This is a genomic window from Chryseobacterium paludis, from assembly GCF_025403485.1.
Classification (GTDB): Bacteria; Bacteroidota; Bacteroidia; order Flavobacteriales; family Weeksellaceae; genus Chryseobacterium; species Chryseobacterium paludis.
Window position 1 is genome coordinate 2,278,565 of the sequence record NZ_CP099966.1, and the last position, 22,836, is coordinate 2,301,400.

The 22,836-nt window shown below is 34.1% G+C and carries 21 protein-coding genes and 5 tRNA genes; 12 read left to right on the top strand and 14 right to left on the bottom strand.

The window, feature by feature from the left end:
- Nucleotides 1-49: 49 nt before the first annotated feature.
- On the bottom strand, nt 50-1,753 hold the full coding sequence (locus NG806_RS10155) for a DEAD/DEAH box helicase (protein WP_261512940.1): 1,704 nt from the start codon (nt 1,751-1,753) through the stop codon (nt 50-52).
- Between the two features lie 551 nt (nt 1,754-2,304).
- Here NG806_RS10155 and NG806_RS10160 point away from each other — a divergent pair.
- From NG806_RS10160 to NG806_RS10170, 3 genes are all read left to right on the top strand, one after another.
- Nucleotides 2,305-2,970 (top strand): DUF2461 domain-containing protein, encoded by a 666-nt coding sequence (locus tag NG806_RS10160; RefSeq protein WP_214827193.1) that lies wholly within the window; start codon nt 2,305-2,307, stop codon nt 2,968-2,970.
- Nucleotides 2,971-3,177: 207 nt separating this feature from the next.
- Complete coding sequence (locus NG806_RS10165) at nt 3,178-3,972, top strand: FkbM family methyltransferase (protein WP_214827194.1); 795 nt, start codon at nt 3,178-3,180, stop codon at nt 3,970-3,972.
- Nucleotides 3,973-3,981: 9 nt separating this feature from the next.
- Nucleotides 3,982-5,460 (top strand): lipopolysaccharide biosynthesis protein, encoded by a 1,479-nt coding sequence (locus NG806_RS10170; protein ID WP_214827202.1) that lies wholly within the window; start codon nt 3,982-3,984, stop codon nt 5,458-5,460.
- Here the strand turns inward: NG806_RS10170 and NG806_RS10175 are convergent.
- The 4 genes from NG806_RS10175 to NG806_RS10190 form a co-directional block, all read right to left on the bottom strand.
- Complete coding sequence (locus tag NG806_RS10175) at nt 5,453-6,493, bottom strand: hypothetical protein (protein WP_261512942.1); 1,041 nt, start codon at nt 6,491-6,493, stop codon at nt 5,453-5,455. The two genes, NG806_RS10170 and NG806_RS10175, sit on opposite strands and share 8 nt — an antisense overlap.
- A 66-nt stretch (nt 6,494-6,559) precedes the next feature.
- Nucleotides 6,560-7,414 (bottom strand): glycosyltransferase, encoded by an 855-nt coding sequence (locus NG806_RS10180; RefSeq protein WP_261512944.1) that lies wholly within the window; start codon nt 7,412-7,414, stop codon nt 6,560-6,562.
- Between the two features lie 96 nt (nt 7,415-7,510).
- Nucleotides 7,511-8,911, bottom strand: coding sequence for an aspartate ammonia-lyase (gene aspA, locus NG806_RS10185; RefSeq protein ID WP_261512946.1), 1,401 nt, complete (start codon nt 8,909-8,911; stop codon nt 7,511-7,513).
- 69 nt (nt 8,912-8,980) lie between these two features.
- A complete protein-coding gene (locus NG806_RS10190; protein WP_261512947.1) occupies nt 8,981-10,006 on the bottom strand; it encodes an N-acetylmuramoyl-L-alanine amidase in 1,026 nt (341 codons plus the stop codon).
- A gap of 137 nt (nt 10,007-10,143) precedes the next feature.
- Here NG806_RS10190 and NG806_RS10195 point away from each other — a divergent pair.
- The 3 genes from NG806_RS10195 (at nt 10,144) to NG806_RS10205 (ending at nt 10,438) form a co-directional block, all read left to right on the top strand.
- A tRNA-Ser gene (locus NG806_RS10195) sits at nt 10,144-10,230 on the top strand.
- A 13-nt stretch (nt 10,231-10,243) separates the two neighbouring features.
- A tRNA-Pro gene (locus NG806_RS10200) sits at nt 10,244-10,318 on the top strand.
- Between the two features lie 46 nt (nt 10,319-10,364).
- Nucleotides 10,365-10,438 (top strand) — tRNA-Arg (locus NG806_RS10205).
- 691 nt (nt 10,439-11,129) lie between these two features.
- Here the strand turns inward: NG806_RS10205 and NG806_RS10210 are convergent.
- Complete coding sequence (locus NG806_RS10210) at nt 11,130-11,693, bottom strand: hypothetical protein (RefSeq protein ID WP_214833527.1); 564 nt, start codon at nt 11,691-11,693, stop codon at nt 11,130-11,132.
- Nucleotides 11,694-11,836: 143 nt separating this feature from the next.
- On the opposite strand from NG806_RS10210, the gene NG806_RS10215 reads away from it, so the two are divergent.
- The gene (locus NG806_RS10215; RefSeq protein WP_261512948.1) at nt 11,837-12,328 is read left to right on the top strand and encodes a DUF6985 domain-containing protein; all 492 of its coding nucleotides are present in this window, start codon (nt 11,837-11,839) and stop codon (nt 12,326-12,328) included.
- Between the two features lie 119 nt (nt 12,329-12,447).
- On the opposite strand, the gene NG806_RS10220 is transcribed toward NG806_RS10215, so the two are convergent.
- Both NG806_RS10220 and NG806_RS10225 read right to left on the bottom strand, forming a co-directional pair.
- Complete coding sequence (locus NG806_RS10220) at nt 12,448-12,771, bottom strand: hypothetical protein (RefSeq protein ID WP_214833531.1); 324 nt, start codon at nt 12,769-12,771, stop codon at nt 12,448-12,450.
- Nucleotides 12,771-12,986, bottom strand: a complete 216-nt coding sequence (locus NG806_RS10225) for a hypothetical protein (protein WP_261512950.1) — start codon at nt 12,984-12,986, stop codon at nt 12,771-12,773. Before NG806_RS10225 ends, NG806_RS10220 begins: the two co-directional genes overlap by 1 nt.
- Before the next feature lie 307 nt (nt 12,987-13,293).
- Here NG806_RS10225 and NG806_RS10230 point away from each other — a divergent pair.
- The 3 genes from NG806_RS10230 to NG806_RS10240 all read left to right on the top strand — a co-directional run bounded on the left by NG806_RS10230 (nt 13,294) and on the right by NG806_RS10240 (nt 13,912).
- Nucleotides 13,294-13,368, top strand: a tRNA-Pro gene (locus NG806_RS10230).
- Nucleotides 13,369-13,393: 25 nt separating this feature from the next.
- Nucleotides 13,394-13,467 (top strand) — tRNA-Arg (locus tag NG806_RS10235).
- Between the two features lie 172 nt (nt 13,468-13,639).
- Complete coding sequence (locus tag NG806_RS10240; protein WP_261512951.1) at nt 13,640-13,912, top strand: GIY-YIG nuclease family protein; 273 nt, start codon at nt 13,640-13,642, stop codon at nt 13,910-13,912.
- 60 nt (nt 13,913-13,972) lie between these two features.
- Here the strand turns inward: NG806_RS10240 and NG806_RS10245 are convergent, their stop codons facing one another.
- Entirely contained in the window at nt 13,973-15,061 is a 1,089-nt protein-coding gene (locus tag NG806_RS10245) for a fatty acid desaturase family protein (RefSeq protein ID WP_261512952.1), read from the bottom strand.
- A 390-nt stretch (nt 15,062-15,451) separates the two neighbouring features.
- On the opposite strand from NG806_RS10245, the gene NG806_RS10250 reads away from it, so the two are divergent.
- Both NG806_RS10250 and NG806_RS10255 read left to right on the top strand, forming a co-directional pair.
- The gene (locus NG806_RS10250; RefSeq protein WP_214833540.1) at nt 15,452-16,066 is read left to right on the top strand and encodes a Crp/Fnr family transcriptional regulator; all 615 of its coding nucleotides are present in this window, start codon (nt 15,452-15,454) and stop codon (nt 16,064-16,066) included.
- 32 nt (nt 16,067-16,098) lie between these two features.
- Nucleotides 16,099-16,998 (top strand): cyclase family protein, encoded by a 900-nt coding sequence (locus NG806_RS10255; RefSeq protein WP_261512953.1) that lies wholly within the window; start codon nt 16,099-16,101, stop codon nt 16,996-16,998.
- Nucleotides 16,999-17,060: 62 nt separating this feature from the next.
- Here the strand turns inward: NG806_RS10255 and NG806_RS10260 are convergent, their stop codons facing one another.
- The 5 genes from NG806_RS10260 to NG806_RS10280 all read right to left on the bottom strand — a co-directional run bounded on the left by NG806_RS10260 (nt 17,061) and on the right by NG806_RS10280 (nt 22,832).
- Nucleotides 17,061-17,897 carry an SH3 domain-containing protein gene (locus NG806_RS10260; protein WP_261512955.1) on the bottom strand — a complete coding sequence of 279 codons (837 nt, stop codon included), beginning with the start codon at nt 17,895-17,897 and terminating at the stop codon, nt 17,061-17,063.
- A 17-nt stretch (nt 17,898-17,914) separates the two neighbouring features.
- Nucleotides 17,915-18,742 (bottom strand): 50S ribosomal protein L11 methyltransferase, encoded by an 828-nt coding sequence (gene prmA / locus NG806_RS10265; RefSeq protein ID WP_214833549.1) that lies wholly within the window; start codon nt 18,740-18,742, stop codon nt 17,915-17,917.
- Nucleotides 18,743-18,842: 100 nt separating this feature from the next.
- Nucleotides 18,843-19,556: a 3-ketoacyl-ACP reductase gene (locus NG806_RS10270; RefSeq protein ID WP_261512956.1), complete on the bottom strand. Its 714-nt coding sequence runs from the start codon at nt 19,554-19,556 to the stop codon at nt 18,843-18,845.
- A 209-nt stretch (nt 19,557-19,765) separates the two neighbouring features.
- On the bottom strand, nt 19,766-21,349 hold the full coding sequence (locus NG806_RS10275) for a calcineurin-like phosphoesterase C-terminal domain-containing protein (protein WP_261512958.1): 1,584 nt from the start codon (nt 21,347-21,349) through the stop codon (nt 19,766-19,768).
- A 31-nt stretch (nt 21,350-21,380) separates the two neighbouring features.
- Complete coding sequence (locus tag NG806_RS10280) at nt 21,381-22,832, bottom strand: SusD/RagB family nutrient-binding outer membrane lipoprotein (protein ID WP_261512959.1); 1,452 nt, start codon at nt 22,830-22,832, stop codon at nt 21,381-21,383.
- Nucleotides 22,833-22,836: the final 4 nt, after the last annotated feature.

The window sequence follows — 22,836 nt, forward strand, 5'->3', positions numbered from 1 at the left end:
AAACAAAAAAACCGGCTTTACAGCCGGTTTCTATTATCTGAAATGAGTTTTAATTAGCTTCTTCAGCTCTCATATCTTTTCCTTTGAATTTCATGGTAGAAATATTGCTCAAAAGATCTCCCTTAAATGATTTTTCTATTTCAAAGAATGAAAATTTCTCTAAAATTTCAATATCTCCAATTTCAACTCTTTTTTTGCTTTTTCCTTCAGTTGCTTTATTGATGATATCTAAAACATCTAATTTTTTCAACTGATCTTTTTTCCCTAGGTTGAAGAAGAATCTTACCATATTCTCATCTTTTTTTCTAGGTTTACCACGATCTCTTCCTCTATCTCCACTTCTGCTATCGCGATCTCTTCCTCTATCTCTATCTCTGTCTCTATCACGACCTCTGTCTCTTCTAGAGAAGTCATCATCTCTACCACTATTAAACTTCTGTTCAACAAGATCATGTTTGTCTTTGTAGTATAATGCAAGATCCTTCAATTGGAACTGTAATAACTGATGCACTAATTCCTCTTTAGTAAACATACTAAGATCCGGAATCAAGCTATCATCAAATTCAAATAAATCTTCATGCTCCGTTAATAGCTTTTCGAAAACTCCGCCAACCTGAGCTTTGATAATATCCTGTCCTGTTGGAATTGTTTTCTCAACGATATCAATTTTCGTTGTTGCTTTTATTTGTTTCAGCTTTCTGCTTTCTTCAGGCTTGATCAAAGACATTGAGATCCCGTCTTTTCCTGCTCTACCTGTTCTTCCACTTCTGTGAACGAATACTTCAGGATCATCAGGTAAAGAATAATGAATAACGTGAGTCAGAGAGTCAACATCTAAACCTCTTGCTGCAACATCAGTTGCAACTAAAATGTCGATATTCTTCAATCTGAATTTCTTCATTACCGTATCTCTCTGCGCTTGAGAAAGATCACCATGAAGGGCATCAGCCGCAAATCCATTCTGCATTAAGAAATCTGCAACTTCCTGAGTTTCCATTCTTGTTCTACAGAAAATAATGGAATACTGATTAGGGTTCGCGTCAATTAATCTCTTAAGAGCTTCTTTTTTGTTACGGTATCCTACAACATAGTATTCATGTTTAATGTTCTTTTTAACTTCGTTAATAGAACCTATCGAAATACGATGTGGATTTGTAAGATAGTTTTTAGAAATTCTTTCTACTTCTTTACTCATCGTAGCCGAGAATAAGAAAGTTTGTTTTGTTTCAGGAGTTTCACGTAAAATTGTTTCCAATTCGTCTTTGAAACCCATTGAAAGCATTTCATCAGCCTCGTCTAAAACCAACCAGTGAATAGCAGAAAAGTCAAGAGCTTTTCTGTTGATCAAGTCAATTACTCTACCAGGAGTACCTACAATAATCTGCGGCTTCTCCTTTAAAGAGCGGATCTGGTCCATAATACTGCTACCACCATACACTGCTGTAGTTTTGATGTCTCGCATGTACTTAGAGTAATTTTTTATGTCTTTAGAAATCTGAAGACATAATTCGCGTGTCGGACAAAGCACCAATAGCTGGATTTTGCGACTCGTATCGTCAATCATATCCAAAATCGGAAGCGAAAACGCTGCAGTTTTGCCTGTCCCAGTCTGCGCAAGTGCGATCAAGTCGCGTATATCTGAAAGAATAAAAGGGATAGTCTGTTTTTGGATTTCTGTCGGGCTTTCATAACCCATTTCGCCAATAGCCTTAAGGATGTCAGGACTTAAATTGGACTCCGTAAATAAATTCATTAAATATTTTAAAATTTTTGCAAAGATACAACAAATATTTTAACTTTTTTGAATAAAGCATTAAATAACGAATCTTAATTTCAGAATCCTTTAATGTTTTGTTAATTTTTAAAAAATTAACCGCAATAAATCAAGCCAAAAGTTAAAAAACTATTAAACAATATTTTTTTTTATTAAATTGGATTGATTATTTCTTTGCTATTAATGAATTTTCAAAAATAAAATCATGAAACGCAAGTTTTTCTTTTTGATATTCTCTTTCAAAATGATTATTTTTTTGCTCAAAACACCTATCTATCCAGAAAAATTAGTCTTAGAAAACCATATTAATTGCGCAAAAGAAAATAACACTTCCATTAATTCTTTACGGCTTTCAAAAACTTCTGCATAGCAGGATCTTTAAACTGGTCACACCATTTTTATCCTGGCTACTTTTACTTTCATTACAGAATCTTCTATTGATATTACCCTGCTTTAAAAGCTTCCAAACCTGATCCAATTGAAGCATTGAGATATGAATAATTTAATTAAATTTGACTAAATAAAAAAATATGTCAGCCACCATTTCTACAAAAACTTTTGATTTTCTAAAAAAACTATCCAAAAACAACAACCGGGAATGGTTTAATGAAAACAAGAACCTTTATACGGAATCTCAGGAAAATGTAATTGCTTTTCTTGAAGATCTAATCAAAGAAATGTCTGGATTTGATGAGGAGCTTGCTAAGCTTGATGCAAAAAAAGCCCTGTTCAGAATTTATAGAGATACAAGATTTTCAAAAGATAAAATCCCTTATAAAACTAATTTTGGAGCTTCTTTAGGAATGGGTAAAGGATCTCAAAAGGGAGGTTATTACCTTCATATGGAACCAGGAAAAACCTTTCTAGCAGGTGGAATCTATATGCCCGAATCTTCAGTTTTAAAAGAAGTCCGAAAAGAAATATCGCTGTATGGAGATGATTTTATTAAAATTCTAAATAATAAAGATTTCAAAAAATATTTTCCTGAAATGGATCAGGATGATAAATTGAAAAAAGTTCCACAAGGTTTTGAAAAGGAAGATCCGATGGGTGAATATTTAAAACTGAAGAGTTTTATAGTGGTCTATAAGCTAAAGGATGAAGAGGTATTGGATAAAAATGCAGCCAAAAATATTGCTGAAATTTTTAAAATCATGAAACCTTTTAATGATTTCTTAAATACGCCTTTCCAATAAATTACAGGTAGCCACAAATACAAACTTAATACAAAATCAATTAGCTGATTCCCCTTAAAGAATGCTAATTTTTAAGAATATTCAACCTATATTCCATTCGAAAATAAAATTTAGAATATCTATTGAAAATCAATGTATTACGATTTTAATATTTTAACACATATTTAACATTTTTGACTATCTTTGCTCACTGTCAAATAATCAAGGATGTCTTTATACCAAAGAATTGCAGAAAACTTACAATATATAAGTCCAAGTTTTTATAAAAGTAGATATTTTAAAAGCTTACACAATCTTTCAAAAGATAACTTTTCGGCACGAAATGTAGAGCCGGAATTGGTGTGGATCAAAGAATATTTATCTGAAAATGCAGTGATCCTGGATATTGGCGCTAATGTTGGAACTTTTTTGTATCAATTGCAAAATAAGCTGAACCATCAGCATATTTATGCTTTTGAACCTAATAAAAAATTATTTACCCGTTTAAAGAGACTTTTTCCTTCTATGAAGGTTCTTTCTTTAGCCCTTTCTGATGAAAATACAACTGCGGAATTTAAAGTTCCCATCATCAATGGCAAAATGGTTGCTTCACGAGGAACACTTAACACTTCATATAAAGAAAAAGGTGAGGAAAGAAGCTATACTGAAAAAGTAACAGTAACAAAACTGGATGATTGGGCTACGAAAGAAAACCTCCAAAAACTGGATTTCATTAAAATAGATGTTGAAGGAAATGAAATGAAAACGCTTTTAGGCGGTAAAAAAACCATCCAGCAATTTCTACCCACTCTTATGGTAGAAATGGAACAGAGGCATCATGAAAAACCTATTTGGGAAGAGATCTCTGAAGTTGAAAGCTGGGGATATGAGGCGCGTTATTTAAACCGTACTCATTTTAAGCTTGAAAAACTGACTGAAGAAATTTTAGTAAGCAACACCAGCGACGAAAAAAACAAAACAGCGTATATCAACAATATTATTTTTATACCAAAAACCTATTAAAATATCTTTATGAGTGTAGTAGCAAGACAGGGATTCAAATATTCCATTATTGGTTATATTGGTTTCTTGTTGGGTACCGTTTCAGCTATCTTTATCTTTCCGAGTAATTTTGAATTTTACGGAAAGCTACGCTACATTCTGTCTACAGCAGAAATGCTTGTCCCTTTTGTTGTACTGGGGATCTCATATTCAAATGTTAAGTTTTTTCACAGACTGGAAAAAGATGGTAAAAAGCAAAATATGCTTTCCTTATCATTACTTACCATACTGATCAGTTTTATCATATTTTGTATTGTTTTCTTTTTAATACCTTTCTTATATCCAAAATTTATTAAACTGGAAGCCTGGAAGAGTAAGCAAATTATTTTACCACTTGTTTTAATACTGTCACTTTGTGCCATTTTCAATAAATATATTTCAAATTATAAGAGAATTGTTGTTTCTAATGTTTTTGATAACCTTCTTCCTAAAATAGCTAATTTAGGGGCTTTCTGCATTTTTTCCTATCTCCTTTTATCACAAAAAATAGCTTTCGCATTTTTCTTTGGAATATTTGCATTAATGCTTTTTGGATATATTTATTACACGAATAGATTAGAAAAAATCAGGTTAGATTTTAGCACAGATTATTTCAAAAAAAACAACTTCTGGAAAGAGTTTTCAAACTACAGTTTTTTCGGTTTTTTAGGGACTTTTGGGAACTATCTTGCGATCAACAGCTTTATGATCGGTGAATTTATGGGAATGGAAGAAAATGGTGTTTATGCAGTTATCTACGCCCTTATCTCATTGATCTCTATTCCGCAATTAGGACTGTTCAATATTTCAGCACCGATTATCAGCAAAACGCTTGCAGAGGGAGATATGGAAGAATTAGACCGATTCCATAAAAAGACATCTTTATCTTTATATTTTTTGGGTGCCGTACTGTTTTCATGTATCATGGTTGGCTTTCCTTTTCTTACTCAGTTTATGCCTAAAAATGGGATTATGCTGAGAGAATATGAGCCTGTGGTATGGATCTGGGGATCGGCTGTTTTAGTGGACCTGGCAACAGGATTTAATGGAAATATTATTTCTCTTTCAAAATATTACCGTTTCAATATTCTGGTAATGCTTCTACTAGCAGGATTAACAATAGGTTTGAACTATTATTTTATTAAAAACACAGACTTAAAGTTAATTGGAATTGCTTTGTCGACGGCCATTTCATTAACTACCTACAACGTGATTAAAATTGCTTTCAACTACTTTATGTTTAAAGTTTCACCACTAAGTATTGAGATGATCTTTGTTTCCATCATTTGTACGCTAGCGATCACCGTAGCTATTGTTTTACCTACATTCAACAATAACCTCATCAATTTATTCTATAAGCCGGCAGTTGTTTTGATATTGATTTATATTGGGAATTACTTCACGAAAATATTTCCTCTTGAAGATTATCTGAATAAGACTTTTATTAAAGGTATTTTTAAATTTAAATAAGACTATTTAATACTTTCTCCAGAGTTGCCTGAACATTCTTTTTGCCATAGTTTTTTTGAAAATCAAAACTTTGGCTTTTAAGCTGTTGGAACTGCTCAATGACATTTTCTTTTTCGGGAATTATAAAATCTAATTGTGATGGATAATCTTTGGGGAAAACTGCCAGCTTACCATATTTAATAGCATCGCCTATATTTCCTGTCATTTTAGTTTTTCCATAAAATTCTTTCTGACTGAAAAACGCTGTCTCCTGTTGGATCGGACACCATAATACATCCGCTTTCCGCATCCAGTTTTCATAATCATCCCCTGACACCCTCTCTTTAAAATAGTGTATTGTACTATTTTCGGATAGGTTTTGAGATAAATCGTCAAGAATCTCCAATTCTTCACCCTCAGATTTTCCAAGAAATATAAAGGAACATTTCTGAGCAGCATTAAGACCTTGAATCGTTTTAAAAACATGCTGATAATCTCTCCTTCTCTGTGAAACTCCCCCTGGAATAACAATTATCAGATCATTACTTTGAGTTTTATCAAAATCGACCGTATAAAAAAGAGGTAGAAATTTATATGCTTCTGAAGACAATTCCTGATCAAGAACCAATAGATGTTTTGCCCGCTTATAAACTTTTGAAGAATAAACCAAACTTTCTTTCCACCATAATTTAAGCCTATACATAACATCTTCTTTGAAAATACTTTTTATTAAACCAAATTTTGAAGACTGAGCAAAGTTGAGATTATGGGTAATAACAGCGGCATTGTATTTCTGAACAATCGTCAGAAAAGTATTAAAATAACGGTGTACAGTTCCGATAATAATAAGGTCATATTTTTTTTCTTTCAATTGATCACCTATCATCGAACTGTCTGATAAAAAAACAGCCTCACCATCTTCTCTGATCTGATCTTTGATTTTTTTTGAAAAATAATAATCGACTGAAAACTGCTCTGAGTCTTTCATAATATCCATGAAAGCCTGTGCAATTTCAGTGTGAGTGTCTATTTCTATGTAGGCTATATTTTTCAAAGTATTTTATTTCAACTAAAATCCGTTGCTATTGATATAAATGAATTTATACTGATGATTTGAATTTTAAATCCCCAACCATTTCTTTTTTAAAGCTTTCCAGCGTTGGCTGTTGATAACTCGCTGTTCATCTTTACTGATCTTCAGTTCCAATTTCTTCGACCTGCAGTCTTCATATGTTTTAATGATCTTAAAGAAAAAAGGAATTGATTTACTTTTCATCGCTTCCTTCGAAGATGCGATATAAGCAAGAAACCTGTTCAGCCCTAAAAAATAAAAATACCTTCCATAATAATCAAATTCCTTTACCGTGTAATCAGCGCCCTTAACTTTGATTAATTTCACTTTTAATTCTGGTAAAACGATCTCTTTCCAACCTAGATTTTCCAGTAATATGGAATCAATATTATCCCAGCCTAATGTTTCCCTTAATCCTCCCATCGCTTGAAAACATTCTTTTCTATAGGCTTTCATAGGTCCTCTCACATGATTTTTATTTGAATTCCCTTCATACACCCATTCACCATCTTTTTCCACATATAACAAACCTCCTATCAAACCATATTTCGGATTATTTCTGAAGGCTTCTTCTATTGTTTCAAGATAGTTTTCGGACAAAATAATATCAGCATCAAACTTACAAATGATGTCAAAGGCATCAGGACTCTGTGTTTCCAGACCTTTCTTAAAAGCATTCACTACTTTAGAACCTGGCTGATGTGCCGACTTCTGGAGGTTTACAGTTTCAAACCTGGAATCATTATCAGTATATTTTTTTATGATTTCAGAAGTCCGGTCTGTAGAACCATCATTACTGACCACAACCTTAAAATCTTTATAACGCTGCTGTTGTAAAGAATCTAAAGTAAATGGAAGATTATCCTCTTCGTTGTGTGCCGGAATTACAATTAAAAACCTCAATTTTTTATCATGTATTATAGAGACCTTCACTTAAAAAACACTGTGATTCAAGTGAAGACCTTTTGTATTATTATCTGTTACAGATTTGCAAAAATATTATTTATTATGAGGCATCAGCATATTTTTAGGATCAAGAATCTCATCCAGTTTTTCCTGAGTAAGAACTCCTTTTTCCAACACTAAATTATATACACTTTTTCCTGTTTCTAATGCTTCTTTGGCAATTTCCGTTGATTTCTTATATCCAATATAAGGATTAAGAGCGGTTACAATACCGATACTGTGTTTCACCATATTTAAACACACTTCCTTATTGGCTGTAATACCAACGATACATTTATCACGAAGGGTATCTAACGCATTGGAGAGGAAATTAATATTTTCCATGATCGCATGAGAAAGTACAGGTTCCATTACATTCAGCTGTAATTGTCCTGCTTCTGCAGCAAAGGTCACTGTAAGATCGTTCCCGATTACTTTAAAACAGACTTGATTAACCACCTCAGGAATTACCGGATTTACTTTCCCAGGCATAATAGATGATCCTGGTTGCATTGGCGGCAGATTGATCTCAAAAAGCCCAGCTCTTGGCCCTGAAGAAAGCAATCTCAAATCATTACAGATCTTTGATAATTTTAAAGCAAGACGTTTCATCGCTGACGAGTAGATCACGTAAGAACCTGTATCAGGAGTAGCTTCTACTAAATTTGGAGCAGAAACAATTGGAAAACCTGTAATCTGAGCTAGGTTTTTAGCACAAAGACTAGCATATCCAATCGGAGCATTGATTCCTGTACCGATTGCTGTAGCTCCCATATTAACCTCAACAAAAAGGTCAGCGTTGTTATTCAATTTAGAAATATCTTCTTCAAGATTGGCAGCAAAAGCTTCAAACTCCTGTCCCAAAGTCATAGGAACAGCGTCTTGAAGCTGCGTTCTTCCCATTTTTATAACATCCTGAAATTCCTGTCCTTTTACACGAAAAGCATTTACAATTTTCTCAAGTCTTTCAACTAATCCTACGTTCATACGCAGAAGTCCCATTTTTATAGCAGTAGGATATGCATCGTTTGTCGACTGAGAAAGATTGATATGGTCGTTGGGTGAACAGAACTGATATTCCCCTTTATTTTTACCTAATTTCTCTAAAACTCTGTTAGCAATTACTTCATTGGCATTCATGTTTATTGAAGTTCCTGCGCCACCCTGAATCATATCTACAGGAAACTGTTCATGAAGTTTTCCATCAATAAGTTCATCGCAGGTTTCTGCGATTTTGAAATACAACTCTTCATCCAATAAGCCTAACTCGTAATTCGTTTTAGCAGCCGCCTTTTTCACAAAAGCCAATCCTTTAATAAAGTCCGGATATGAAGAAAGAAGCTGTCCCGAAATTTTGAAGTTATTGATCGCTCTTTGGGTTTGCACTCCATAATAAGCATCTACCGGTACATTAAGTTCTCCCAGCAAATCGCTTTCTTTTCTGAAATTTTCCATTACAGATTTTTTATTTTTTTATCGTTTAAATATAGCAAAAACGCATCGTTATCGGATGCGCTTTAAATTTTATTTTACAGGATATTTCTGATTCAAAGCTTGCAATATGGCCCATGTTTCGGCATCCATAATTCCATCATAGTTTTGTGGACGGAAATGATACTGAAAGGCTTCAATTGTTTTTTTTGTCGCATCATCCCATGCTCCACTCAACTCTATTCCATATCCAAATTTCTGAAATGCTGTCTGAATTAAAAAGATAAATGAAGCTTCATTGTATCGGGTCTGGAAATCAAGTTGCGCTAATTCAAAGATACTTTGTTTTGCTGCCTCATCATACCACATTCCTATCTGATATTCGTCATATAGTTTTTTCCATGGAAACATTGGTCCCGGATCCTGCTTTCTTGTGGGCGCAATATCGGAATGCGCCAATACATTGGTTGCAGGAATCTGATATCTAACCACAATATCTTTTGCTAAAGCAGCAACCTTTCTTACCTGCTCATCACTAAATGGCGCAAAAGTTCTTTTCCCTGCAGCATCAGTTGTATATCCCATGTTGACGATTTCAACTCCAATTGAGTTATCATTCAGATTTTTGTCACTTCTCCAAGAGCTTATTCCGGCATGATAAGCACGTTTATTTTCATCTACCAATTGATAGATCTCATTATCTCCGGTATTATTAACCAAATAGTGAGCACTTACAGTCTGCTGTGTTAGAACCATGATCGATTTATCGTCCGGTAAAGCCGTATAATGCAGTATTAAATATTTTTGTCTGAAATTTTGAGCAACAGCCGGAAAGTATGTTTTTACAACCTTATATCCTCCAGGTTTTGCAGAGACAATTGAACCGTAGCTAGCCGTATTATCATTCTTCGTTGGATCGGCGATATTGGTGGTGAAAAATTCTACTCCGCGGTCATTGGTAATTTGTGGTTTTGGCTTTTCAGTAGCAGGTGTTTTTACTACCGTTTTTGGTTGTGTCACTGGATTTTTTGGTTTGTATGTACTTTTCTTAACATTCTTTTGAGGGGTACAAGAAAAAACAAAAGCACTTAATCCGATGATATATAATGTTTTACGCATTAGTCGAAATTTTTAATCATTTATTACCCTCAAAAATACGTAAAATTTTCTTGAAATTTATTTGGTAAATAAAGAAATCTATTCTATATTTGCACTCGCAATAACGGAACAACGATCATTCAAAAAACGTTATAACAGGAGAGTTGCCTGAGAGGCCGAAAGGACATGTTTGCTAAACATGCGTACTGGAAACGGTACCAAGGGTTCGAATCCCTTACTCTCCGCGACTATCATTTTCGGGGCGTAGCGTAGTCCGGTCATCGCGCCTGGTTTGGGACCAGGAGGTCGCAGGTTCGAATCCTGCCGCCCCGACTTTTTTTTAACGCGCTTATAGACTAAGCGAGAATCAACTTTTTATGGGTGCGTAGCTCAGCTGGATAGAGCATCTGCCTTCTAAGCAGACGGTCAAAGGTTCGAATCCTTTCGCGCTCACTTCTAAACTCACAATCTCTATTGTGAGTTTTTTTGTTTTTATATACTTCAGCAAAGAAATAATATAGGATAGAGCATCCCGATTGTAATCGGGACGGTCAAAGGTTCGAATCCTTTCGCGCTCACTTCTAAACTCACAATTCATATTGTGAGTTTTTTTGTTTTCAGCCATCTTTTAAAAATATTCTAAGATCATCTTTTACCTCCTTAATTATGCATTTCAACCTCTGGTCATTAATTTGAGTAAACTGCATTTCTACTACTTTCCTATTGGATAATTTGCCATACATTCTTGCTATGTCACTAATTCCGTATATTGCAGCCCTTGCTATCCCAAAATCTTCATTAAGAATATACCTTATGCATAATCCTTCCAACCATTCGGGATCATTTATTCCATTGATTGCTCCAATAATTACCTCTATAATATTTGTATTGCTATCAAGAATTTTTATTACTTAGGATTTGCTTGTATAATTATAATTTTGGTAGTGCATATTGATCAATTCTGACAAGTTTTATTCAATTAAAGAATCATTCTTTAGTACCTGTTCTAATGCTGGTAGGTACATTTTATAAAAATCTGTTTCTTTCAATTTTATAATATCTGTTTTTATATTAGTATTCGTAGAGTTACTTTTATTACTTACCCACAATTATACCTATACAATTGTGAGAATGCCTTGATTGATTAATCTTGAAAATACTGTTCAAACCATTGATCAAAAATCTCTTTGTACTTTTCCTGAGCAACTTTAATCAGCAAATTAGGATCTTCAATTTGATCAAAGTTGTAGTCTCCTTTCATCCACTTTAAATATTCCCTCAAATCTTCACTCTCTCCATAACTCTCTTCGTCTCTGTAAAAATAAGCTTCATCAAAATCCACTCCAATTTCAGTATCATAGGTGAGCAAGTAAAAAAGTTGCAAGATATTGACTGCAACAATATGAACACCACCTTCATCTCCAAAAACCACAATAGGCATTTGATTTAAGGGCTGATTGGATCCATCATTCCAAACTGCATAAATTGAACCTGAACCATTTGCCTGAGCAAAAGGAAATAAACGATTCAAAAAACTCTCATCCTCGCTCCAACTCATCAATCCAGATTTATCATCTATTAAAACTCCAAAACCATCTACATAATTTTCGAAAGAAGAAATATTGTTCTGAAAATAGATCAATTTTTCCAGCTCCGTTGGGATTTCGCTTAGCCCCAAATTCTCTTTAAATTCTATGATATCTATCATTTCTTTTATTATTTAAAATAGGTCCACCTTATAATTTTCCGACAAGGTAAATGTAAGAAAATGTAAAAATTTTTTACGCAAAAGAATCATCTATCTAACGATATTTATTTCTATTTTCACATTATGTTTATAATTAAAAAAATATGACAACACATCCATATTGGGGCTCCGTAGATCAAGATTGGGCAGGTTTTTCATCTCATATCTCATTCTCTCATCCGTTTTTCACAGAACAGAATATTACTATATTTCTTGGAGAAGAGTTTGATGATGATGGAGAAGAAATTGAAGAACCACCCACTGAAAATCAGCTGGATGCTTTTGCAAATACGTATCAGGATTTCTTGGCAAATATTGAAACTAATCTAAGTAGCATTCAGAATAAAGCCTTTGACTATTATCAAAAACATTATGCTCATTATTTTGAAAACCCAGAAAAATCCGGCGAAGCAGCATTGGGTATTGACACTGTAGAAAAACACAATGAGTATATTAAAGAACTAATGTATTTAAGGGTTTTAGAAAACCACACTATTAAAATCAGTATTCGTTATCAGGTGGATACCGAACATGGAATTGAATTTAAACTTGTTGGTGGGCAGATAGAAAAAGTTGGTGGAATTGCAGAGACATAATTGCTTGTTAAGCATTCTAAAATACAAAAGACCGGAAAATATATTTTCCGGTCTTTTGTATAATTTTTTTATGTCGGATACGAGCAAGACGCTAGCATTAGTACAGGAGGATATGACTTTTAGATCCACAAATCATTGAAATATTTTGCAAAAACATCTAATCCTTTTTGTATTTTTTCCTCCCTTTCATCTATTGAAATATTCTCAAATTTTTTTGGATAACAATAATATTCAAATGGGAAAATCATTTCCCCGAGCCTATCACTCCAAAACCTAAACATTAAATCAACAGTCATCTTTTTATCTTCAAAAAAGATTTCATTTTTGAAATCAGGTAAAGTTGGCATCTCCTTTTTATCTACTTTATCTTTAAAAGCTTTTAGCATTGGATAAATACTTTCGGATAAAGTATATTTTAAATCGTATAGTTCCTCTTTTCTCATTATCTAACTTTTTTAAATGACCCTTTTTTATAATGTAGATTTGTAATATAAGTACTACCATCACTACCAGTTACTATTCTTGCTTTATCTCTGGTTGCACCATTTTCTCTCTGCTCCGATGTAGGTGACTCATTTAAATCATAAGTTCTATAATCAATATTACCATTTTTTACCTTTTTTAGGTAATATTTCAAAATTTTCCAATTCTTTTGCATTAAACTTCTATGGATTATTATATACTCCAGTCTGCTGCTCTATCATCGTTTCTCCGAATGGTAAATCTAAGAAAAATTGATCATTCCCATTACTCTATTATTTCTGCCATATTATTATTAAGTTTATTTTACGCTTAATTAACAGACCATCTCTACATAGATTTAACATAATGATTAATAACCTTATAGCGACAATCATTTTTAATTCAGTAATATTTTATCAATTTTTATTTTTTTAATTCAAAAAACTATCATATATTTGCACCCACAAAAAAAGAGGTAAAACTCGTTTTAGATGACCTTTAATCGGGGCGTAGCGTAGTCCGGTCATCGCGCCTGGTTTGGGACCAGGAGGTCGCAGGTTCGAATCCTGCCGCCCCGACTTTTTTAAAATAAAAACCTATTTAGGGTGCGTAGCTCAGCTGGATAGAGCATCTGCCTTCTAAGCAGACGGTCAAAGGTTCGAATCCTTTCGCGCTCACTTAAAACTCACAATCTTTATTGTGAGTTTTTTTGTTTACATAATTCATGTATTAATTCACACAAAATAGAGCATCCCGATTGTAATCGGGACAGTCAAAGGTTCGAATCCTTTCGCGCTCACTTTAGAACTCACAATCTTTATTGTGAGTTTTTTTGTTTACATTAGTTTCATGTGTTATTTCTACATACTTTTTTCTAAATCTTTAGACAAATATTATATTGGTCATTCTTGTGAAAGTCTACAAGAAAGGTTAAGAAAACATCTTTCAAACCATAAAGGTTTTACAGCAAAAACCAAAGACTGGACTATTATTTATTTTGAACCTTTCAATACCAAATCCGAAGCATACAAAAGAGAAAGAGAAGTAAAAGCTTGGAAAAGTAAGTATAAAATACAAAACCTTATTAAACCATCAGATAAGATACAGCATCCCGATTTTTAATCGGGACGGTCAAAGGTTCGAATCCTTTCGCGCTCACTTAAGGAGATAGGTATACTTTAGCTAATTGGTACTCGCCTCTTTACCAAATTTTTTCAGCGTTATAAAATGCGAACGCAGCGCGGATAAAAAGCTCTTATTTTCATTGTAAGGCAAATTGAACTCCATCGCTGTCTTTTTTACAATGACGGAGATCTCTCCATAGTGTATGTGGCATACTTTAGGAAACAGGTGATGTTCGATCTGCCTGTTCAGTCCACCAAGGAAAAATGCTGCGAGCTTATTGTGTGTTGCAAAATTCGCAGTTGTACGCATCTGATGCTCTGCCCATGCTTCTTCCATCTGCCCAGCTTCGTTAGGCACAGGGAAATTAGTGCCTTCAACAACATGAGCCAGCTGAAACACCAGTCCCATCGTTAAGCCTTCGGCAATATGCAGAAACAAAAAGCCAATCAGAAACTGCCACCAGCTTATATCCATCACCAATAGGGGCAATACAATAAAAAGGAAGTAATAAAGCGCTTTATAGAAAAATAAATTGAAATACTCCAGCTTCGGATGCTTGCTTTGATGTGCACCAATTTTTTTCTGGAAAAACTTCACAAAATCCTTACGGAATACCCATGACAGGGAGGCCAGACTGTAAAGCGGAAAGGCGTACCAATGCTGGTATCGCTGAATGCGATTCACTTCATCTTCTTCAGCAATCCGGATCAATCCTGGTGCTACCTCAATATCCTCGTCGTGGCCAGGTATATTTGTATAGGTGTGATGAACCACATTGTGGGTGATACTCCAAACATATGGATTGGCGCCGATCAGGTTAAAAATAATCCCAAATAGTTTATTCACTTTTTTATTACCAGAGAGGGCACCATGTATAGCGTCGTGACACACATTGAAGCCTACAAAGGCACTAAACATACCCAGAACTGCAGCAAGTGGTAAGAACATCCAGATAGGTAATGGAGCCAAAATGATTAAAAGGTAAACTCCTGTGAACCCAGCAAGGAAAAACGCAGTTTTACCCCACATGTGGACATTAGCATGTTGACTTAATTGATGCTGACTAAAAAATTGATCTACTCTACTCCTTAGGGTTGCATAAAAAAGAGAGCCAGAAGCTGATGAGAATTTTACTTTTTGTGACATAAGATATCTTGTTTGATCTACCTGACGCGAACAAACAGATGTGCTAAAATCGGGTGTTTGAATAAGGAGGGTATTGAGTTTTCCGGTACATTACCAGATTGTATATATGTATAACGTATTAATTGTTAATTTATTATAGTTTCATAAAACGCACATCTATAAGGTTGTGTCGTTACTCGAATTAATTGTATCCCTTTGTAATAAATATTACCTAAAAAGACGGACAGAACATTAAAAAACACCTCGCCTTCATTTACTAAAAAGCTCAATGACAACCCCTTATGTTCACTTTAAAACTCACAATTCTATTTATTCATTTATAATAATGTGCCCTAATATTTTGTACATTAGCTTTATCTAATTTCTTTCTCTTATTAACCCAACCGAACTGTGACCGAATATAATGTAGCCCAATTTGTTGATATTTTACAATCACTATTTCCTTTATCAGATAGTGAAAAACAAACATTAATATCCGGCATTAAAGCTTTAAATCTGAAAAGTGGAGATTCTATCATAAAAGAAAATACAACAGCAAATGATTTGTTTTTCCTTCAGAAAGGATTGGTAAGAAGCTTTTACTTTAAAGATTACAAAGAAATAAACACCGAGTTTTTCTTTGAAAATAATTTTCTCACAGCATTGACAAGCTTTCTGACTGGCGAAAAAACAAAACTGAATTTTCATTGCATTGAAGATTGCGAAATCATTGTAATACCAAAAAATTTAATCGATCAACTTTTAAGTGAGGATAACAAATGGTATAGATTAACCCATACAATATTAGAAAACGAATTTATTAAAAAGTGCAGAAGGGAAAGTTCATTTTTACTTCACGACTCCGCTGAGCGTTACTTTTACTTTCTATCCCTCTTTCCAAAATCAGAAACAAGAATCCCTCTTTTTCACATCGCCTCCTATCTTGGAATAAGTCCGGAGACATTAAGCAGGATCAGAAGTAGAAAAGTAGACTCAATTGATATAAGTCAAGTAGATAACATTTAAGTTTTTTCACCTTTGTTCAAAACATAACAGTTATGGATAAACGAGTGAAATTTGATTTTGAAATTTATTTTACCAACGGAGGAAACATAAAAGGGGAAGACTTCAGGCTTGATATTGCAGGAGTTGATATTACAGACAAAGAACTTGCAGATTATATTGTTAAAGATTTAAGACTTCTAATGGTCGGAAAAACAAATATTATCAATAAGCAAATCTTTAATGAACCACATAAACGAAAACCCGTTAACCCCGCAAAATCATTGGATCTACTCATTGACCTAAGCCATATCATAGAGGACGGACTTATCACCTACAAGGACTTACCAGCACCTATTATCTGTGATTATTTAAGCAGGGAAGACTCTAAGCAGTATTACGAAGAGGGAACAGAGTTTCAAATTGGCAAAATTGAAATGGTGACCAATACCGGAACCTACATCGACTGTCCTTTCCATAGATTTGAGAATGGAAAAGATCTGTCAGGAATGAAATTAGAAAAATTCGCTGAACTGGATGCTGTAGTCATCAGGATTCCATTTTCCGAAACCTTAGAAATTACTGAAGATCATTTAAAAAATTATGAAATCAGAAACAAGGCAGTTTTAATACACACGGGTTGGGACATTTACTGGAGAACTGATACCTATTTTGAAAAACATCCTTATTTAACCCAAAAGGCAGCTGAATATCTGAGAGACTGTGATGTCAAATTAGTTGGTATTGATTCCGTTAATATCGACAATACATCAGGTAAAGCCAGGCCTGTTCACACCACCCTTCTCAGCGCCGAAATTATAATCGTGGAGCATTTATGCAATTTGCATTTACTTCCTCAAGAAGGTTTTACTTTCAGTGCTGTTCCTCCAAAGTTCAAGGGGATGGGTACATTTCCAGTCAGAGCATTTGCTTCAATACTGAAAAACCCAGACTAATTAACTCTTTCAAAATAAAACCACCAATATTCATGGTGGTTTTTATATTTGTTATTTAAAATTTATTTAAGCTTATAAGAGTTGCCATCCCAAAGATATGTTTTAGAAGAATGTTTTTTCTTTTCCCTGTCCTTTTCATCTTTTTCCATTTCTTCCATTTTAAAAATAAAAGCATTGGGAATTCCACCTTTATCATTTGGAAATACAAAACTTTCACTGTGATAATAAACATCGGCATCACCTACATTCGTTAATTTCGGTAAGGTAATGAGTTTTTTATCTTTAAATAATACATATTGATCATAACTGGCAATTCCACAAGCCTCTCCTGAAACCATTGCTTTTAAAGTCAGTTCTACATTTTGTAATTTATGGTTGCTTTCTATAGTAAATGTTCCATAGCTTAACTCTTCACCTTGTCCGGTTTCAAAAAAAACCTCATCGATCAGGGTATTGCCTTCAAGCACTTTTATACTTGCTATATTTTGTTTAAAATTCTCTCCGGATGCTTTATCTTTTTTGGTTTCAGTTTTTGAAAGTCCAAAGAGAAAATCATACCCGTTTTTATTTCTGTATCCTACACAAAGATTTCCACCCCAGATATAACCTTCTGCAGTTTGCTCTCCTTTCTGATAGGAGATCTTGTACCAATTGGAACGTCTCTCTCCTAATTTCAAAATATTTTCATCTTTTTGAAGAATAAGGATCTGCTGATTCGTCTGTAAAGAATCTACAATTTGAGCATCCACTTTAGGTTCCTGTCTGACTCTTGTCCAGTTCGAAAATATCTTTTGTCCTTTATTTTCTTCAAATCCAAAAACACCATTGGCATAAACATCTTCCTGAGCAGAAAAAAGCTGAAGTACAAACAAAAAGAAAACAGTAAATAAGGATTTCATATAGTTATTTTGTATTCTTATTTTTCAAGCAATAAGCTTACCCATTCCTCTCTTTGTAACTGTTTTTTCAATTCAAGGTTATTTTCCTTGCATACTTCCAGAATATCATCTACATCAAAGAAACACAGTCCTGACAACAATAAATTTCCGCCATCATTTAAAACAGAAACATACGTAGGAATATCTGAAATAAGAATATTACGGTTGATATTGGCTAAAATAATATCGAAATTCTCTTTTCCTAAGTTCTCTGCAGTTCCCTGTTCAATATCAAGAACTACCCCATTTCTTTCAGAATTTTCTTTAGAATTTTCAACTGACCACTCATCAATATCGATTGCTTTCACTTCACCAGCGCCTTGTTGTTTTGCATAAATAGCTAATACGGAAGTTCCACATCCCATGTCTAAAACTTTTTTACCATTAAAATCAATATCCATCATCTGTTGGATCATTAAATGGGTAGTTGGGTGATGTCCTGTTCCGAAAGACATTTTAGGCTGAATGATAATCTCATGCATTCCTGCTACAGAATCATGAAACTCCGCTCTGATCAAAACTTTATCATCAATGTTGATCGGAGAGAAATTCTTTTCCCATTCCTCATTCCAGTTGATGTTCGGCATTTCCTGGAAAGTATATTCTATTTTTACATTTTCATTTTCGAAAAGCGGTAATGCTTTAAGTTCATCTTCATTAAATAAATCTTTCTGGATATATCCTAAAATCCCCTCCAATTCTTCTGTGAAACTGTCGAAACCTATTTCTATAAGCTCTGCCATTAATATTTCATTCCAAGGTTGAAGCGGAGAAATTTTGAAGTTGAATTCTAAATAATTTTGCATGTGATCAATTTGGTACAAAAATAAAGAAAAGCGGGCTAAAACCCGCTTCTATTGATATAAAATAAATCATTTAAAATATATCTGATACCTGTTCCCAGTCTTAAGGATTTGTTGAAAATATAGAACCATTCGCAATTAATGCCCTTCTGTTCATTTTCAAAATATCTCTTACCCATTCTGCAAAATCTTCTGGCTGAAGTACAGTTTCAGGGTTTCCATCTGTTAATCCTCCCTGAATACTCATATCCGAAGCAATGGTACTTGGTGTTAAAGTAATTACACGAATATTTTGTTTTCTCCATTCCGCCATCATCGATTGTGATAAAGAGATCACGGCAGCCTTAGAAGCTGCATAAGCAGACATATTTCCTCCACCTTTTAAACCTGCTGTAGAAGCAACGTTTACAATATCGCCTTCTCCTTTTTCTTTTAAAAATGGATACACCGCTTTTGCAGCATAATACACTCCGAAAAGATTGGTTTTAATAACCTGTTCCCAGGTTTCTGAAGGCATTTCTTCAATCGTTCCAAAGTCTCCGATTCCAGCATTATTGACTAGAATATCTACACCGCCAAGTTCTTTTGCTAAAGATTCAATTCCTTCCTTTACTGCTGATTCGTCATCAACACTAAAAATAGTATAAGCAGCATTTACCCCAATATTTTTAATCTCTTCAACAGTAGCTTTCAGATTTGTTTCATTTCTTCCGGTAATTGCAACATTCACACCTTCATTAGCCAACGCTAAAGCAACTGCTTTACCTAAACCTCTTCCACCACCTGTTACAATGGCATTTTTTCCTTTTATATTCATACTAGTACTTTTTCGTAAAGCAAATTTACGAAAGCAAATTTTGTTTAGACAATGATCAACACAAATGTTTTTTCAGCAATGACACAGTTCTTCTGAAAAATATTGATTCGTAAGCTGTAAAAATCCCTCAATCTCATTTTTGAATTGATTAAAAAGTAAAACCGACTTTGATAAAGCCGGTTTTTTGAAAGTATAGTAAAATGAAAAAACTAAGGAATAAGAGTAGGTTCTGTAACCTCGAATTCTTCTGAAGCGGAAAACTGATTTCCATACATATCTGTTGCTTTCACTTCAACCTTGTGTTTTCCTTGCGTTAATTTATTTGTAAATCCACCAATCCAAATGTGTTTTGCCATTTCAGGGTTTGAAGGTCTTCTTCCAGGGAAAAGTTTATCCGTAGTATCCCATTTGAAAACGGATAGGGCAAAATTAGGGTCAATTGTTTCATCGTACTCCATATCTTTCCAATCACTATTATCAATTCTATATTCTACTTTATCTTTTTTACTTCCCATGAAGAAGTTGGCAAGAATTTTAGCAGAAGTTTTTGATGGATATGGAATTACTTTCGGAACATACAATTTGATTTGGTAATCATCAGGTTTTCCGGCGGTCTTGTATTTAACTTTATATTGATTATCTGTAAAACTGATAAATGAATATCCCTTTGCAGTTCCGTCTCTCATGGTAGAAGTTGGTAATCCTGCTTCATCAGGGGTTCCCGAATACCAGTCACCACAAGTTGTTCCTACATTATATTCATGCAGGTCCTTTTCTCCATTCCAGCCCGCTTTTTTTCCATAAAAAATTTGCTGTTGGATGTGTGTATGTGCCGATAAAAGAAGAGCATTTGGAAAAGGATTTAAAAAATCAAACAATTTCTGACGATCTGCATTTCTGAAGTTATCTTCGTTATTGTGCTCTAAAGGAATATGGAAAGAAATAACAATGAGTTTATTTTTATCAACTACTTTCAGGTCATTTTCAATAAATTGTAACTGATCATTACGAAAACCTCCCCAATAGCCTTTGCCATCTCTGGGATCAGGATATAAAATATCATCTAAAATTATAAAGTGTACATTTCCATAATTGAAAGAATAATTAGCGGGTCCGAAATTGGACTCAAACGTTTCATCTGAAAACTGATCTTCTTTAGCATCATAATTCATATCATGATTCCCCATCACATTGTACCAAGGCAATCCAACTTCTTTCATGACATCAGCGTAAGGTTTTTGAAGGCTCAAATTATCCCCTACCAAATCTCCTAAGCTTATTCCTAGAACAGCATTTTTTTTGGTATTCTTAACCTCATTTACAATTCCTCTTTTAAAATAATCCAGTTCTTTCTCTGTATAAGGCTGAGGATCTCCAAAAACTAAAATGTCAAAATTTTTATTTTCTGACTGTTTGTTCAGTGGGAAATTCAGCTCTTTTGGAAGTTCCCCTGTAGGTGCTGTTCCCTTATATTTAAAATCTGCCGGTGAACCTTTTGGTTTATATTGATAATAATACTGAGGTAAATTATTCCCATTTATTGGCGTCATATACCCTGAAGGTTTGATTACAAATACTGTTTGATTTTCAACAACAGGCAAACTGTATCTTCCATTTTTGTCAGTCAAAACAACCTGAGCACCATTAGAAACAGCAACTCCCTCAATTCCTTTTTCGCGACTTTCTTTTTTCTGGTTTTTATTTCCGTCCTCGTATACATAACCGGATACTGACGTTTGTGAGAACGCCATTGCAGAGATTAGCAGACAAGGCATTAAGAGTTTTATATTCATAGTATGATTTATTTTATATGATAAGTTGTTCTTATTTATTCCACCAGGTTTTAATGTTGATATCATCTCCACCCATCTGCTGAACTGCATTCTGATAGTTGGTTGTATTTAAAACCTTTGGATTTGGTGGATACATCAATCTTTGTGGAAGATTCCCATTGTTTAAGAGTCCACCATTATTTGGAAGTACCGGAAATCCTGTTCTTCTTTTTTCAAACCATTGTTGCTGATCTACAAAGAAAAGAGCTATATATTTCTGAAGCATAATCTGGTCAATATTCCCACTGTATGCTACATTCGGATTTGCAAAATAATTAGCAGGCATTACAGCACCCCATTGTTCTATTGCTGCCTTCACTCCATTTTCATAATAAGCCTGGGCATTCCCTTGAATTATCCCTCTGTTTGCAAGCTCACAAAGCGTAAACTGCAACTCAGCATATGGATAGATAAGAATCTTTAAAGGTGCTTTCGCCAGGTTTTGGTTCATATTCGATGGCTGATAATTAAATGAAGTTCCAAAGGCATATCCTGAAGGAGCTCCTTTATATCCAATATTCTGACTAGTTGCTAGATCTTTAGCCTGAGAAAAAAACAATGCCAAACGAGGATCGTTATTTGCTTTTAAAACTTCAACAAAAAACTCTGAAGCCGCTCTTCCTGTTGTAAAATCCTGAGGTCTTGCAATGGGAGGCAACATGGGTGATACTCCCGTAATATCAAGCTTAGCTGTTTCATTATTATTTTGGAAAAGAGGAAAAGTGGTAGGATCATTAACGATTTCCTGAATTCGCTCATGAACATTTACCTCCCCATTTTTCTTTAAAATTCTCGTCAATAAACGTAAAGAAAGAGAATTACAAAACTTTTTCCAGTTTAGAATTCCATTAGGATCAGTCTCAGCTTTATAGAAAAGGTCGCTTCCTATAAGAACTTTGTTTGTAATAAAAAGTGAATTTGCTTCTTTTAAGTCATTCAGCATCTGAACGTAGATATCTTTTTGTCTGTCAAATTTCGGTTGAGAAATACCGTCGTCCAATCTTGAAGCCTCTGTAAATGGGATATCTCCGTAAGTATCTGTAAGATTAGAATAAATCCATGCGTTCATTACCATGGCAATCGCCTGATAATTTTTATCTCCATCTTTTATAGCAGCGAGTTTCATATCTGAAACCTGTTTCAGCCATTTATAAGAATTATTCCAAAATCCCGCCCCTGTATTTTCTGTTAAATAATACCGACTGAGAGAATTTCCTTCATTAGGAAAATCAAGAGAAACCTGCATGATGTCAAATGTAAAATCGTTTGCTCTCATATAATTGACCGAGGCCATATTATATTGGATTGGAATCAATAGTTTTGAGGCAACGGGATCAGTAATTCTGCTGTCATCAATATTTACCTCATCCAAACTTCTGTCACAAGAAATAGCAGTAAGACCTAAACTTGAGATTAATATGATATTTAATAGTAATTTTTTCATGATT

Excerpts from the sequence above, each read along its gene's own strand:
- NG806_RS10190 (WP_261512947.1), bottom strand. The coding sequence starts at position 10,006 with ATGCGTAAAACATTATATATCATCGGATTAAGTGCTTTTGTTTTTTCT.
- NG806_RS10220 (WP_214833531.1), bottom strand. The coding sequence starts at position 12,771 with ATGAGAAAAGAGGAACTATACGATTTAAAATATACTTTATCCGAAAGT.
- NG806_RS10215 (WP_261512948.1), top strand. The coding sequence starts at position 11,837 with ATGACAACACATCCATATTGGGGCTCCGTAGATCAAGATTGGGCAGGT.
- aspA (WP_261512946.1), bottom strand. The coding sequence starts at position 8,911 with ATGGAAAATTTCAGAAAAGAAAGCGATTTGCTGGGAGAACTTAATGTA.
- NG806_RS10280 (WP_261512959.1), bottom strand. The coding sequence starts at position 22,832 with ATGAAAAAATTACTATTAAATATCATATTAATCTCAAGTTTAGGTCTT.
- NG806_RS10255 (WP_261512953.1), top strand. The coding sequence starts at position 16,099 with ATGGATAAACGAGTGAAATTTGATTTTGAAATTTATTTTACCAACGGA.
- NG806_RS10225 (WP_261512950.1), bottom strand. The coding sequence starts at position 12,986 with ATGCAAAAGAATTGGAAAATTTTGAAATATTACCTAAAAAAGGTAAAA.
- NG806_RS10275 (WP_261512958.1), bottom strand. The coding sequence starts at position 21,349 with ATGAATATAAAACTCTTAATGCCTTGTCTGCTAATCTCTGCAATGGCG.
- NG806_RS10155 (WP_261512940.1), bottom strand. The coding sequence starts at position 1,753 with ATGAATTTATTTACGGAGTCCAATTTAAGTCCTGACATCCTTAAGGCT.
- NG806_RS10160 (WP_214827193.1), top strand. The coding sequence starts at position 2,305 with ATGTCAGCCACCATTTCTACAAAAACTTTTGATTTTCTAAAAAAACTA.
- NG806_RS10270 (WP_261512956.1), bottom strand. The coding sequence starts at position 19,556 with ATGAATATAAAAGGAAAAAATGCCATTGTAACAGGTGGTGGAAGAGGT.
- NG806_RS10170 (WP_214827202.1), top strand. The coding sequence starts at position 3,982 with ATGAGTGTAGTAGCAAGACAGGGATTCAAATATTCCATTATTGGTTAT.
- prmA (WP_214833549.1), bottom strand. The coding sequence starts at position 18,742 with ATGCAAAATTATTTAGAATTCAACTTCAAAATTTCTCCGCTTCAACCT.
- NG806_RS10240 (WP_261512951.1), top strand. The coding sequence starts at position 13,640 with ATGTGTTATTTCTACATACTTTTTTCTAAATCTTTAGACAAATATTAT.
- NG806_RS10165 (WP_214827194.1), top strand. The coding sequence starts at position 3,178 with ATGTCTTTATACCAAAGAATTGCAGAAAACTTACAATATATAAGTCCA.
- NG806_RS10245 (WP_261512952.1), bottom strand. The coding sequence starts at position 15,061 with ATGTCACAAAAAGTAAAATTCTCATCAGCTTCTGGCTCTCTTTTTTAT.
- NG806_RS10210 (WP_214833527.1), bottom strand. The coding sequence starts at position 11,693 with ATGATAGATATCATAGAATTTAAAGAGAATTTGGGGCTAAGCGAAATC.
- NG806_RS10260 (WP_261512955.1), bottom strand. The coding sequence starts at position 17,897 with ATGAAATCCTTATTTACTGTTTTCTTTTTGTTTGTACTTCAGCTTTTT.